The sequence below is a fragment of the Myxococcus sp. AB056 genome (genome assembly GCF_006547365.1).
In the GTDB taxonomy this organism is placed as follows: domain Bacteria; phylum Myxococcota; class Myxococcia; order Myxococcales; family Myxococcaceae; genus Myxococcus; species Myxococcus virescens.
This window is the reverse complement of the sequence record NZ_VHLB01000043.1, coordinates 43,992-57,764: the sequence shown is the minus strand read 5'-3', so window position 1 is coordinate 57,764 and position 13,773 is coordinate 43,992. Positions and strand designations below refer to the sequence as shown.

At 68.3% G+C, this 13,773-nt stretch carries 9 protein-coding genes; 5 read left to right on the top strand and 4 right to left on the bottom strand.

Features of this window, described 5'->3' with window-relative positions; genetic code table 11:
• Window positions 1-24: 24 nt before the first annotated feature.
• Genes FMP39_RS19825 through FMP39_RS19815 form a run of 3 tightly spaced genes read right to left on the bottom strand, consistent with a single transcriptional unit; the run spans window position 25 to window position 6,473 of the window.
• Complete coding sequence (locus FMP39_RS19825) at window positions 25-5,067, bottom strand: hypothetical protein (RefSeq protein ID WP_141591891.1); 5,043 nt, start codon at window positions 5,065-5,067, stop codon at window positions 25-27.
• A gap of 18 nt (window positions 5,068-5,085) precedes the next feature.
• The gene (locus FMP39_RS19820; RefSeq protein WP_228558146.1) at window positions 5,086-6,063 is read right to left on the bottom strand and encodes a peptidoglycan-binding protein; all 978 of its coding nucleotides are present in this window, start codon (window positions 6,061-6,063) and stop codon (window positions 5,086-5,088) included.
• 23 nt (window positions 6,064-6,086) lie between these two features.
• The gene (locus tag FMP39_RS19815; protein ID WP_225888024.1) at window positions 6,087-6,473 is read right to left on the bottom strand and encodes a hypothetical protein; all 387 of its coding nucleotides are present in this window, start codon (window positions 6,471-6,473) and stop codon (window positions 6,087-6,089) included.
• A gap of 222 nt (window positions 6,474-6,695) precedes the next feature.
• On the opposite strand from FMP39_RS19815, the gene FMP39_RS19810 reads away from it, so the two are divergent.
• From FMP39_RS19810 to FMP39_RS19790, 5 genes are all read left to right on the top strand, one after another.
• Window positions 6,696-8,774, top strand: coding sequence for a prolyl oligopeptidase family protein (locus tag FMP39_RS19810; RefSeq protein WP_141591890.1), 2,079 nt, complete (start codon window positions 6,696-6,698; stop codon window positions 8,772-8,774).
• Window positions 8,775-9,017: 243 nt separating this feature from the next.
• The gene (locus FMP39_RS19805; protein WP_228558145.1) at window positions 9,018-10,031 is read left to right on the top strand and encodes a fatty acid desaturase; all 1,014 of its coding nucleotides are present in this window, start codon (window positions 9,018-9,020) and stop codon (window positions 10,029-10,031) included.
• 2 nt (window positions 10,032-10,033) lie between these two features.
• On the top strand, window positions 10,034-10,756 hold the full coding sequence (locus FMP39_RS19800; protein ID WP_011555420.1) for a hypothetical protein: 723 nt from the start codon (window positions 10,034-10,036) through the stop codon (window positions 10,754-10,756).
• Window positions 10,749-11,825, top strand: coding sequence for a YheT family hydrolase (locus FMP39_RS19795; RefSeq protein ID WP_141591888.1), 1,077 nt, complete (start codon window positions 10,749-10,751; stop codon window positions 11,823-11,825). The genes FMP39_RS19800 and FMP39_RS19795 overlap by 8 nt, the downstream gene beginning before the upstream one ends.
• Window positions 11,746-12,198 carry an acyl-CoA thioesterase gene (locus FMP39_RS19790; RefSeq protein ID WP_228558144.1) on the top strand — a complete coding sequence of 151 codons (453 nt, stop codon included), beginning with the start codon at window positions 11,746-11,748 and terminating at the stop codon, window positions 12,196-12,198. The genes FMP39_RS19795 and FMP39_RS19790 overlap by 80 nt, the downstream gene beginning before the upstream one ends.
• Before the next feature lie 22 nt (window positions 12,199-12,220).
• Here FMP39_RS19790 and FMP39_RS19785 read toward each other — a convergent pair whose 3' ends face one another.
• The gene (locus tag FMP39_RS19785) at window positions 12,221-13,672 is read right to left on the bottom strand and encodes an FAD-binding oxidoreductase (RefSeq protein ID WP_141591887.1); all 1,452 of its coding nucleotides are present in this window, start codon (window positions 13,670-13,672) and stop codon (window positions 12,221-12,223) included.
• Window positions 13,673-13,773: the final 101 nt, after the last annotated feature.

The window sequence follows — 13,773 nt, the reverse complement described above, 5'->3', positions numbered from 1 at the left end:
AAATGACTGCCCCATGCCGAGGCCCTACTCAGTCGGCCCCGTCTTCTGCTTCTTGGGGTCCGCCTCATCCCCCTCCTCCCAGACGGGAGGCGGGGGCGGCACGTCATCGCCATTCATGAGCTGCACCTCTTCGTTCTCTTCGGCGCTCGCAGGCTGCCCCATGAACTTGCGCTTCCTAGGGTTCGACGGCGCAACCTGTCCCGAGCCCGCGAAGGACTGCGACGACGGGGCTCCTCCACTGAAGCCCGAGTTCGAGAACGCCGCGGTCCCCCAGGCCGCTGGGTCCATCGCCTGGGTGGCGTCGTCGTCCTCCCAGTCCTCGGCGACGACGCTGGGCTTCTTGCGCTTGATTCCCTCGGAGGAAGTACGGCCATCGCTGGCGGACAGGAAGTCCAGGGACTGCGACTCCTCGACGCCCTGCATCGAGTTCTCGTCCTCGACGACCTGCCGCTTCGACGTCGCGCTCTCGACGTGGACCTCTGTACAGCGCCTGCACAGCGCCTCCAGGCGCTCGCGCAGATAATCCAGCGTCCGAGGCGCGTGCTTGTCGAGCTTCCCCAATTCCGTGCCAAGAACGATGCGCCCCTCATCGTCTCGTTCGAGCACGAGCCTGCGATACTGGCCGCTCTCCACCTTCTGGGTGAGCACGTCCAGGTCCTCGTCGAACATCGCCTTGTTCTTCTCGTAGTCCTTGTCCGACAGCAGCCCCGTCTCAGGGGACGTGGCGCCGGAGAAGAGCAGCGTCCTCAACGACACGACGTTCGGCTGCCCCAGGACGCTCGTGCTGGAGTCATCTCCCATGGAGGCAGCCTGCCTCATCACGTCCGAGACCTCTTGCACGTGGAGGTCCGTCGCCTGCTGCCGCACCACGGCAGGCACGAGCACGTTCACCTGCGGGACGACCAGCACCGTGCCCAGGTGCGTGTTTGCCCAGGCGATGAGTTCGTCGATCTTCTTCGTCAGGTACGCCCACGTCTTGGGCGCATTGCCCGGCAACCTGGCGACTCCCGTCCCGATGTCCACATGGCCCCGTGAGTGGTTCCACGGCACCACCAGCGTGGTGTAATGGCCACTCTTCAGGAGCTGGACGGCCTCGGCACAGTCCTCATCGATGGCCTGCTGGTTCTTCGCGAGGTCCTTGTCCTCCATCCCCTTGCCCGGCACCCAGCACGTGCGAATCCCGAGCGCGTTGGGGTTCATCCGGATGACGGCCTGCGTGTCCGGCTGGGGGTATCTGGCCTTCTTCGCGACGGCATTCTCCCCGAAAAGGAAGAGTGCGTGCGAATGGTGGGTGGGGGTGTCGGACTGGAAGTAGCACGTGTGAGGCCACTTGCAGACCGGGCCCACAGTGGGCGGAGCCGACGTCGCGGTGGCGCTCTGCGTCGACGTCGCCGCTGACCGCGGAGACTCGACCTTCTTCGAACCAGGCTGAAGTGCCGGCCCCTCGTCGCGGCGGCGGCGCTCGCTGAGCGCTCCCAATTCGGCGGGGAATGCCGTGGCCGCGGGAAGCGGCGCATCCGTGGGCCCCACCGCCTCGTAGTGCGCGTTGCCCAGGTTCGCCAGCCGGAGCAGGGGCCGCGCCGCGTGTCCCTCGGTGCGCGGCACGAAGTCCACCAGGTCCGTCCAGTACGAAGTCGCCCCCGTCTGGGCGAAAACCTCGAAGCGCACCTGGAACAGGTGGGACGCCGCCGCCAGCACCACGTGGTCGCCCCAAACCCTGTCCCGGCTCATGGCCCGCAGGTACTGGCGCCAGGGGTCCATGCCCGCCACCCGGCGATACGCGGGCTCCTGCGGCCAGGCCACACGGTGCCAGTCGAGCAGCAGCCCCATGTCCTGTCGGAACGTCGCCGCCGTCGAGGGTCCCACCATGCCCCCGTCGTCCAGCGACTGCCCGGCGAGCAGGTCCTCCAGGTGATTGACCACCGCCTGGCGCACCTCGCGGTGGTGCTCCTCCCTGCCGAAGAACAACTGGGACAGCGAGCGGAACAGACAGTCCCCACCGCCCGCGTTGTGAACCCGCCCCTGGTGGATGGAGCCCAGGTGGGTGTCCAGCGAGATGCCCTGGCCGCCCCCCTTGTCCATCCCCTCCTCCGACTTCAGCGCGGGCCGATGGTCCCAGTACGCCTCCGGTTCGAAGCCCGCGCTCCGCAGCGCGGCGAACGTCTCCCGCCACTGCATGGCCTCCGCCACCAGCGCGTTGGAACGGGCATGGTCCGAAGCGGGGACCTTCTCCGCGGCGTCCAGAATCGCGCCGAGCGCCTCCGTGGCTTCGTCATCCGTGGCCTGGGACTGCTGATAGGCGGCACACAGTGCTTCCAAATGCTCCAGCTCGGAGGACGTCGTCTCGGTGGCGACCTCCACCTCCTCCACGACCAGCGCCTCCTCGCCGCTGTAGATGAGCCGCAGGTCGGAGACGAGCGGCATGTGGTCGCTCAGCTTCTTCGCGGCGGCCATGACCTCTTCCCAGCGCGCGTCCTCCGAACCCGTGAGCTTCACGCCCGGGGCACGCAGGTGGTCGAAGATCCGCTCATCCTCGGGCAGCGCCGCGTCCTCCCGTTGGATGAGCCGCCAGAACGGCTGGAGGTGCTTGGGCAGCAGGTTGCCGTGGATGAAGAAGAGTCCCTTCTCCTTCTCGTCCGCGAGCGCCATGGGAAACGGGATGACGTAGACCGACGACTGCTCCAGCATCCAGCCATCCGTCCGCCGCGAGTACACGAGAATCTTGTCGTAGCCGCTCGCCCCGTAGCGCTGCTGCGGAGGCGTGATGAACGACTCGATGTGAGCCAGCACGTCCTCCGCGGACGAGAACATGGGCCGCAGCTCGACGCCTGTCGACGTCTTGAAGGGGGCGAACATCTCCGGCTGCACCCGGCTGTTGACGAAGCTTCGGAGCGTCTTGAGCGAGCCGTCCCCGAACGCCTTCTCGCTGTCCACGGCCCAGCTACCGAACTTGCTCTTGGCGATGGTCGAGAGCTGGGGCGCCATGTCGTACAGGTGGCTCGCATCCGCCCCGGGCCCCAGCAGCGTCTGGAAGAACTGGTGGAACGACAGGCGCTCCACGCAGGTGTCGATGTACGGCGTGCCATCGTTCGCGAGCTCGGCCTTGGGCCGCGCGGTGTCGATGTTCAGGTCCGAGAGCACCACGCCGAGCACCTTCTCCTGGCGCTCGTCCTTGCAGTACTGGAGGAAGGCGCGGAAGTCCGTGCCGCGCGCGTTCTTGTTGCGGTCTCCCGGCGCGGGGGGATGCCACGCCACCACGCTCACCTCGGGCGCGTTCTTCACCTGCGCCAGCCGCACCGGAATCCGGATGGGCTCCCGCTTGCTGTAGAGGCTCTTGACGGTCTGCGCCGGCGCGTCCTCCGCCTCGTCGTCCCCCATCCTGGTGTCGACATCCATCGACGGGGATTCGCCCCCCGGCGAGCGCTTCGCCACGTAGGCACTGAGGTACGAGATGGCGGATTCGTCCACGTCCAACTTGGACTTGCGCCACAGGACGCCGTACGCCTCATCTTGGGTGTAGAGCCCCTTGACGGGCTTGTCGGGCACCTCCGCGGGCCACGACGCATAGACCTCCTCACCGCGCGCCTTGCACTGGTCGTTCAACGCATCACGGATGCGAAGGAACTCGCGCAGCCCCGCGTGCGACTCCGGCGCGTCCTCCACCTCGCCCTTGCGCGCCTGGTACTCGGCGAGCTTCTTCTTGTAGACGCGCTGCAGATGCGCGTCGTTGGAGCGGTGCAGGATGTTCTCGAGGACCTGCCCCTGACTGGCCGGGACACCCTTGGCGTCCAGGCCCGCGATGACCGCCAGATAGCGGTGGAACAGGATGCCGCAGTGCTCGCGGAGGAGCGCGATGCCAAGCTTCGCCAGGTCGTCCCGCTTCGCCTTCTCCTTCGCCTCCGCGCCGCCCTTCTTCGAGTCCTTCTCCGTAGACGTGTAGCGGTTCGCGTGGGGCTGGAGCCAGTCGTAGTAGCCCTCCTCCACGAGCAGCCGCACGCAGAGCAGACAGTAGGCGTCCAGCTTCGCCTGCTTCTTCCCGAACACGTCGATCGACGTCGCAACGAGCGTCTCGGGTGGCTCCTCGTCTTCTTCGTCGTCCTCGCCCTTCGCCTTCTTCGCCGGAGGCTTGCCGAAGCGCTTCACGAGGTCTGGCTCGCATTCCGCCCAGGCCGCGTCGAGCCGGCCCTCGATGATGCCCAGCTTGTCGGCGTCCAGCGCCCGCGAGGTCTCGCTCCATTCGATATGAGAGGGGTCCCACGCCTCGGCGTCCGTGTCCTGCTCGTCACGGGGCCAGATGGTCCGCCGCACGTGCTCCGCGAAGTGCTTCGCCAGGTCGTTGAGGAGCGCCGCCTCCTGAGCCGCAATCTGACCGACCTGTGCGCCGGAGGCGGTCTTGACCTGGTAGCCAGTGGGCTCGACGAAGGCCGACGCCAGTTGCTTCAACACCAGAAGCTTCGTTCCGCTGCCTCCGCGGCCCGTGTGTTGCTTCATCGGGACCGGAGGCTTGGGCTCCACCAGACGGATGCCACCCTTCTTCTTCAGCTCCAGGATGGTGACGATGTCGGCGTTCGCCGTGCGGATGACATGGGCCAGGGCGGCAATGGTCCAGGGCTTGCGCACCGGGAGCGTTCCACTCGGGCCTCCGCCCAGGTCCGCGATGTTCCACAGGAGCGTCCGCAGCGGGAAGCTCGGCGGAACGACGGGCCTGTCGGAGACGGTGGTCTCCGCGCCCAGCGGAACACAGCGCTCCTCGGCGACGTCGTCGCCCATCGTATTGGACGGGGGCGACTTCGGGGGCGTGATGTCGTCGGTGACCAGCGATGCCCCGAGCGTCTCATCACGCATCTCGTTGCTGGAGAGTCGGTACGGCTCCTCGTCGTCCAGGATGTCATCCAGGACGTCGTCGTAGTCGCCGCTCTCCAGCCGCTCGACCTCGGTCTCCATCGAGCCGAAGGAGGGGGGAATGCTGGGAGGCTCGGAGACCAGCACCGCGCCGCATTCCAAGCAGCTAGGCGGCGTCACGGACAGGTCGCGCATCGTGTCGGGCGCGCAGTTGGGGCACTGCATGACGAAAGACCTCCGATGCTACGAGCGGTGCAACAGGCCCAGCGCGGCGCAGGTCGCCTCGTCGGCCTCTCCGCTCGGAGGCAGCCCGAGCGCGTACTGGAACCACTCCACGGCCAGGCGCGTCTTCGGGCCGAACTGGCCACGCTCGCCGCCACAGGAGAACCCCAGGTTCTCCAGCCGCTCCTGCAAGCCCTCCGGAGCGCTCGTCGCGCGCAGCGCCGCGAAGCGCAGCGTCACCTTGCGCTCGTCGTCGCGGCCGGGAGACACCGTCACCTCGCCCCGCGCCGCGCGAGCGGGCAGGACCTGCGCCATGCGGCCCTCCGCGTCCGTCATGCCCTCGCGCGCGGGCAACTCCTCCTCGTCGTCCAGCCACACCTTCAACAGGTAGGGCTGGTGCGCTCGGGGGTGGTGCGTGCCGTCGCGCAGCACCACCACCAGGGACAGGGGAAGCCCGATGCGGTGGACCACATGCCGGAAGCCGGTCTCCACCGTCGTCCACTCATGGGAGAACGGCAGCACCTCCACACGCGTTCCCGGAGCGGGAGCCACCTCCGGGGTGAGCGGCTGTCCCGTGCTCGCGTCAATGAGCCGTGAGGGACGCACACCCAGCTTCGCCGCCAGCACCGCGAGCGACTCCGTCCCTTCGCACGTCCAGGACAGCGGCTTCGGTAGCGAGACGGAGCTCCAGCGGGGCGCTGCGCCCGCGGCGCGCGGAGGCAGAGGAAGCCGGCCGAGCACCCGCCACAGCGCGGGCTCCACGTCGAGCAACCGGAAGCGGTAGCGCCCCTCCACGAGCCCCTCGAACAGCGCGACGCCGTGCTCGTCGGTGCGCGTGCGCAGCGCCTCGTCCGCCGCCCCCTGCGCCAGCTCCACCGCCACGCCGGACAGCGGCGTCTCGCGGTCATCGACAACAACAACCTCCACCTGCCCCTTGCCCGCCTGCAATGGGCATGGAGCAACCGCCGGGTCCTGCCGTGAAGTCGAGGAAGGGGGCATGAGGCATCCAGGGAGAGGAAAAGTCAGCGGCCCTCGCCGGGCGGGGCGTGGCGGAGGCGGAAGGCCGCTTCCTTCCGCTGGTTCTGCGCTGCCACGTCCTCGCGGCGGCGGCGCTCGCGCACCACGCGGTGCAGACGCGCGACAGGGTCCGAAACGGAGGCGTCATCCAGCCACGAGCGCATCCACGCGTGGCGACGCTGTGACTCGAAGTCATCCCCCAGCGACTCGGCGAGCTGCACGTACACGCGCACGTCGTCGAGCGAGAAGATGCCCCGGTCCACCACCCTGCGCACCACCGGCTCGAGCCGCTCGCGGGTCCATCCAGGCTCCGCCGCCGAAGGCTCCGCGAGGAGCGCTGTGACGAGCTGCGCGACGCGGCTGTCCATCGCGGCGCTGCGCAACGAACTCATCTGCGACTCGCGAATCCGCAACAACGTTGAAACCATCCCGATGAAGTGACGCAGGATTATTTCCGTTTTACGCAAATCAAACAAGGTGCGACGACGCGCTCCGCACCGCGCCCCACGGCCTCCTGGAATTCGTCGGATTCACGCGCGTAATACCGGAGTTCGACACCCTGCCCTCCTGCCTGCACGTCCGCGCCAGGACCCACCCCCGTAGAGGAACATCCGATGACGCCCGTGGACCGGACCTGGAAGTACCCCTCCGCACGCAGAGACGCGCTGAGCGGCTACACGCTGCACGGCCAGCGCTTCGACGACCCCTACGCGTGGATGGAACAGCTCGATGCGCCGGAGACGCAGGCGTGGATTTCCGAGCAGGAGGCCCTCACGCAATCGGTGCTCCACGCCTTCCCTGGACGCGAGGCACTGCGCGAGGCGGTCACCCGCTCCGCGCGGCAGGCACGCAGGTCCCCGCCCATCGCCGCCGGTCCGGAGGGGCGTGAGTTCATCTGGCAGGCAGAGGCCCACGACGACAAGCTCAAGCTCCTGCTCCGGCGCCACGAAGGAGCGCCGTTGGAGACGTTGCTCGACCCCAACACGTGGGCGAGCAACGAGGTGCTCGTCTTCGCGGTCCCCTCCCCGGATGGCGCATTCGTCGCGTTCGGCAAGGCCGTGGGAAGCGCCCACGGCGCATTGATTCACGTCCTCGAGGTCTCGACGGGGAGGCTGCTGCCGGACCGCCCCCGAGGCACCAGCCACGCCTCGGTGGCCTGGCGGCCCGATTCATCCGGGTTCTTCTACGCCGCGAATCCCGACCCCGGCGAGGTGCCCACGGGCGAAGAGGCCCACTGGAACGCCGTCTACGAGCACCGGCTGGGCTCGGGCGCACCCGCCCGGCGCGTCTTCGGTGATGACCACGAAAAGGAGTACTGGTGCACCGTCAAGGTGAGCGAGTGCGGCCGCTTCGCCGTGCTCGCGAAGTGGGACTACGTCCACGCCAACGTCATCACCCTGCTGCGCCTCGCGGATGATGCGCTCATCCCCGTGGCAACGGCCATGACCTCCCTCAATCAGGTGCAGGTCATCGGGGAGTCCCTGCTCATCCATACCGACCTCGACGCACCACGAGGCAGGCTCTGCACCGCGCCGCTGACGGCGCCCACCCAGTGGCGGACGCTCATCCCGGAAAGCGAGCACACCCTTCAGACTGTCGCAGGCGTCGGCGGCCGGCTCTACGCCGTCTATTCACGCGCGGCGTCGCACCACGTGCGCATCCACGCCGAGGACGGCACCTGGCTGCGCGACCTGAAGCTCCCAGCCCTGGGCTCCGTGAATCGCAACGAGGGAGAGGGAATCATCAGCGGCGTCAGTGGCCCATGGCAGGGCGACGAGGTGTGGGTGAACTTCATGTCGTACGTGCAGGCCCCCTCTGTCTATCGCTACGACTACGACGCAGACCTGCTGACGCCGTACCACGTCCCCGACGTCGGGCTCGACGCGTCCGAATACGTGACGGAGCAGGTCTGGTACCCGTCGCGCGACGGCACCCGGGTGTCCATGTTCCTCGTCCACCGGAAGGACCTGCCGCGCGACGGACAGTGGCCCGTGAGGCTGAGTGGCTACGGCGGCTTCAACATCTCCATGGAGCCGCGCTTCACGCCGCTCCAAGCCGCCTGGCTGAAGTGGGGCGGCGTGCTGGCCTTCGCCAACGTCCGGGGCGGCGGAGAGTACGGCCGCGCCTGGCACGAGGCGGCCCTCAAGACACGTCGGCAGAACGCCTTCGACGACTTCATCGCGGCGGCGCGCTGGCTCGTGTCGGAGGGCTACACGGTGCCTGCCCGGCTGGCCTCGCGAGGAAACAGCAATGGTGGGCTGCTGGTCGCCGTCACCGCCATGCAGGCCCCAGCGTCCTTTGGGGCCGTCTTCTGCCGCGCGCCCACGCTCGACATGCTGCGCTTCCCGAGCTTCGGCTACCTGAGCTCGGCCACCGTCGAATACGGCTCACCCGAGGACCCGGTGGAGGGTGCCTACCTCGCGGGGTACTCGCCCTACCACCATGTCAGCGCCGGGCTTCGCTACCCCCGGATGGCCTTCGTCGCCGCGCTGAACGACCGGACCGCCCCACCCCACGACCCGCTGAAGATGGTCGCCAGACTTCAGGCGGAAGGCACGCAGGGCGGGCCCTTTCTCCTGCTCCCGCTTCGCGACTCCGGGCATGGGGGCGGCACCACCCTGACGGCGCTCATCGAGCAGGACGTCGACGAGCTCTGCTTCTACTGTGGAGCGCTCGGCGTCTCGCCGGGTTGAGGCACCCGCGCCGCAGGGCCCGGCCCCAGAGGCCACAGGAGAATTCGGCGCCCGATGACGTCAAGCGCCCACCACCCCAGGGCTTCTTGATTCGAGAATCAACGCGCGTTATGTCGGAAATTCCCAGATTGATTGCCCTCGGGGGAGGTCTGGGGATTCGGGGCAGCCATGCCATCTGACGCATCCACCGTTAGCGATTCTCGCGCCCGGTCCCAGGATTGGCGGGCGCGCACCCTGCGGAGCGTGGTCCAGCTCGTGGGATGCGTGGGCGCCTATGTCCTGCTCGCGGGGGCCAGCTATGTCTTCTTCGCCCAAAGCCTGGTGGGCGGCGTGGCGCTGGCGGTGCTCGCGGGCGTCGTGCTCGTCCGGGTCTTCATCCTCCAGCACGACTGTTCCCACCGCTCGCTGTTCCAGCGTCCGGTGACCAATGACCGGGTGGGCGTGGTGCTGGGCATGCTGACGCTGGCACCGCACGCGTACTGGCGGGCCATGCACCTGGTCCACCACAGCACCAGCGGAGACCTCGACCGGCGCGGCGTGGGCGACATCGTGACGATGACGGCCCAGGAGTACCTGGCGCTCAAGCCCTTGCAGCGCCTGCGCTACCGGCTGTACCGGCACCCCGCGGTCCTCCTGGGCGTGGGGCCCATCTTCCAGTTCCTGCTGCGCTTCCGCATGCCGGGCATCGTCGCCAAGGAACGCAGGCCGGAGCGCCGCTCCATCCTGGTGACGAACCTGGCGCTGGTGGCCGTCCACCTCGCGTTCCTGGCGCTGGGTGACTGGCCCCGGTGGCTGGTGGTGCACCTCATCATCACCCAGGTGGCCGCGGGCCTGGGCATCTGGCTCTTCTTCGTGCAGCACCAGGTGGAGCGGCCCTACTGGGTTCCGCGGGCACAGTGGTCCCTGAAGGGCTCGGCGCTCCAGGGCAGCAGTCACTTGGTGCTTCCACGCGCCTTCGAGTGGCTCTTTGGCGCCATCAACCTGCACCACGTCCATCACCTGAAGCCCCAGATTCCCAACTACCTGCTGCGCGGCTACATGGAGCAGCACGGACTGGCCGAAGAGGGCGTGAAGCTGGGTCTGCGCGACTCGGTGCTCGCCTTCCGCCTCAAGGTGTACGACGAGGCCACCGGCAGGATGACGGGCTTTCCCCCTGTCCACGCGGGCCAGGCCAGGACACCGCTGGCCTCCCCGCCCTCCATCGAGCCGACAGGTCAGCTGGGCCGACTGCTGACCATCTCCGGCGAGGAACGCTGAAAATGCCTGATTACGTCCATGTCCTCCTCGGACTCGTGCTGGGGTACGTCATCTCCTCGTACGTCGAGTCCTTCATGCACGAGTACGTGTCCGACGCGCGTCCGAAGGCGGTGCGCTTCTGGAACCGCGCGCCGCGCCTGTTCCGGCCGATGATCAACACGCACTTCTCCCACCACACCATCCACCACGTGAGGACTTTCCGGAGCAACCACGTGACGCAGTTCCGGAGCGAGGAGGAGAAGCAGAAGCTCACCGAGGAGCTGCTTCAGCGGGGCAAGCACGGCCGGACCATCATCAACGGTGCCTTTGCCACCCGGCTGCACGGCGAGGGCGCCTTCGTCTTCGTGGCCCCGCTGGTCATCTTCTTCCCGGTGTTCTACTTCACGCTCAAGCCCATCGCCTTCCTGGCCGGCTGCGTGACGCTGCTGCTGCCGCCCTTCATGAGCCACTTCGTCCACCCGTACCTGCACATGCCCTTCGAGGAAGGACAGCGCACGGCGCCCCGGTGGCTGGCGTGGCTGCTGCGGACCCGCTACATGCGCGCCGTCTACCGCAACCACTTCCTGCACCACCGCTATGGCGGCGTGTCCAACTTCAATCTGGTGCTGGGAGCGGACATCGTGCGGCGGCGCACCCGCGTGCTGACGGAGAAGGACCTGAGCGTCATGGCCGAGGTGGGCATGCCGCTGCCCGAAGAGGCCCCCACGCGGACCGTCCATGGCTGAGCATGCGAACGTCTTCCACGTCCCCTGGTGGCTGCGCTTCTCCCATGTGCAGACCGTGGTCCCCCACCTGGACCGGCGCCGCCACGACGTGGTCACCGAGCACATCCGCCACGAGCTGGCGGACGGTGACTTCGTGGACGTGTACTGGCTGAACCGGACGCGGCCAGGCCCATTGTTCATCCTGCTGCCCGGCATGCAGGGCACGCAGGACTCCACCTACGTCCGCAGCCTGCTGTCGGAGCTGTCCCTGCGCGGCCTGCGCGCGGCGGTGTTGTGCCACCGGGGCGGCGCCGTGCCCAACCGGCGGGCCCCCTTCTATCACGCGGGCTTCACTGACCACCTGGCCTGGCTGGTGCGGCTCGTCCGTGAGCAGGAGCCCCACACGCCACTCTATGGCGTGGGCTTCTCCCTGGGCGGCAGCATGCTGATTCGCTACCTGGCGGAGACAGGCCACGCCAGCCACCTGTCCGCCGCGGCGGCCGTGTCCCTGACGTTCTCCCTGGGCAGCACGGCCCGGCGGGCCTGCGAAGGCATCAACCAGCTCTACCAGCTCCGCGTGTTGAACTCGTACAAGCGCGTCGCGCGGCTCAAGGCCCACCTGCCGGAGTTCGCCTCACGCGTTGGGACGCTGAACGGGATGCGCAGCATCCAGGCCTTCGACGAGGTCTTCACCGCGCCCCTCCACGGCTTCAAGGACGCGGAGGACTACTACGAGCGATGCAGCAGCCAGCAATTCCTGCCGGGCATCGAGGTGCCCTTCCTCATCCTCAACGCCGAGGACGACCCGCTCGTCGCCCGGGACACGCTCCCCGACGCACGCGCGCTGCGGGAGCACGTGCGGCTGGAGCTGACGCCGCATGGCGGGCACCTGGGTTTCATGTATCAGCGTTCCTCCGGGCTGGGTTACTACCCGCCGGCCCGGCTCATCTCGTTCTTCCTGCAGGAGCCGTCCGAAGCACATGAATCTCTATCTCAGGATGTTGTGGGTCATGCTCTCCTCGCTCTGGAAGCCGGAGATGCGCGTGGACGCGCTGACGAGCACGCTGGAGCAGCGCGTCCTGCCCAATGACCTGGACCTGAACCTGCACATGAACAACGGACGGTTCCTCACCGTCTGTGACTTGAGCCGGGTCGACCTGTTCATCCGGACGGGCCTGCTGGCGCTCATGCTCAAGCAGAAGTGGGCGCCCATCATCGTGCGCCACACCATGGACTACAAAAAGCCGCTTCGCCCGTTCCAGAAGTACACGGTGTCCATGTCGATTACCCGCTGGGACGAGAAGTACTTCTACGCCACCCACCAGTTCCTCTCGCGCGGGAAGGTGGTGGCGGAGGGCGAGTCCACCGCGGTGCTGCTCGGGCGCGACGGCGTCGTCCCGCCGGAGAAGGTGATTGAGGCCGTCACCGCCCGGCAGAACCGGACGGCGGTGGAGAGCCACTGAGCGTCCCGGGCCTGGGCCCGCTTCACGCCCAGGCCTTGCGGACCTCCGCGTAGTAGTTGCGGAAGAACGGCACCATGGCCGCGCGATTGCTGTCGACGATGGCCAGGAGCTCCGGGGGCATGACGAACTCCTCCTCCCCCAGCGCGTCGTAGAGCGAGTCCAGCATCTGCTGGTAGAAGCGCGGGAAGGCGCGGTGCCAGCCCACCTTGGGCAGCCGGATGCCGTGCTCCCAGCCCATGGCCAGGTAGTGCTTGAGCGCCTCCGCGCGCGCCTCCTTCAGCGTGTAGAGGGAGATGGGCTTGCGCTCCGGCAGGAAGTCCTCGGCCACCAGGCCGCTCTGCCCGCACATCCGCCGCGCCATGTGTTGCCCCAGCAGCGGGGAGAGGAACAGCCCGTCGCGGTACGTGCCCGTGAGCAGCCACAGCCCGTCAACGGACGTCGGTCCGATGAGCGGGCACGTGTCCACGGTGACGGGCCGGTTTCCCGCCTGCCAGGCGACGAGCTGCGCGGCGCAGAGGTCCTGGTCCATCTGCTCCAGGACGCACTCCAGCAGGAAGTACATGTCGGCCGGTGTGGTGCGCAGCATCGGCCGCGCCATCAGGATGTTCGTCGCGCCGAAGTAGAGCTGGTCCCCCCCGCGGGGCATGCCATGAAGGCCACAGGCGAAGGCGCGGTTCGGCGTGCGCACCACGTGCTGGAGCGACGGCCGGGGCACCTGGAGCAGCAGCGACGTCCCGCCGCCGCTGAAGATGCGGGGGATGCGCCGCGCCAGCTCCGGTAGCTCGTCGAGCACCGCCTGCGTCCCCACGCCCATGGCGAGCACCACCTGCGCGGCGCTGAGCGCGCGGCCATCCTCCAACCGCACGCCCGTCACGCGGCCACCCTGGACGTCCAGCGTCTTGACCGCCCCATCCACGACGGACACCTGCGGCGACTGCTCCAGGGACAGGGTGAGCGCCCGCAGCAGGCGGCTCGCGTCCACCGAGCCCTCGCGGGGAAGGAACAGCGCCTGCTTGGGCCGGCAGTCCTCCGCGGGATTCAGGCCCGGCACCTGGTTGGGGTCCAGCAGCTCGTGCGGTTCGTCCTCGTCCTTCACCGCCTGCTGGATGGCGATGAAGTTCTCGTCCTCAATCGTCCCGGACTTGGCGTTGCTGAAGACAATGGTGCCCGCGCGGACCTGGACGTGTGCGTCCTCAGGCAGCTCGCCATTGAGCTGCTCCAGCCACGAGGGCCAGAGGCGCGCGGCGAGCACGCCCTTGGCATGCTTCGCGCGGCCCGGCGCGGTCCGCAGCAAGGGCGCCGTCACCTCACCGTAGCAGCCCAGCATCGCCCCGGCGGCGGGGGACGCTCCCGCGGGACGGCTGAGGGGACCGACCACGGCGATGCGCAGACGGGGGTCCACCAGCGTCAAGGCGCGCGCGGTCGCCAGGCCCAACGCGCCGTTGCCCGCCACCACGATGTCATACGTGTCCATTCGCTCGCTGTCCTCGGTGGCATGGGGATGGGGAAGAGCGCCCGCCGCATCCGGCTCGAAGGGAGCGCGGACACGGCGGGCAGAACGTCAGGGATTCAGGC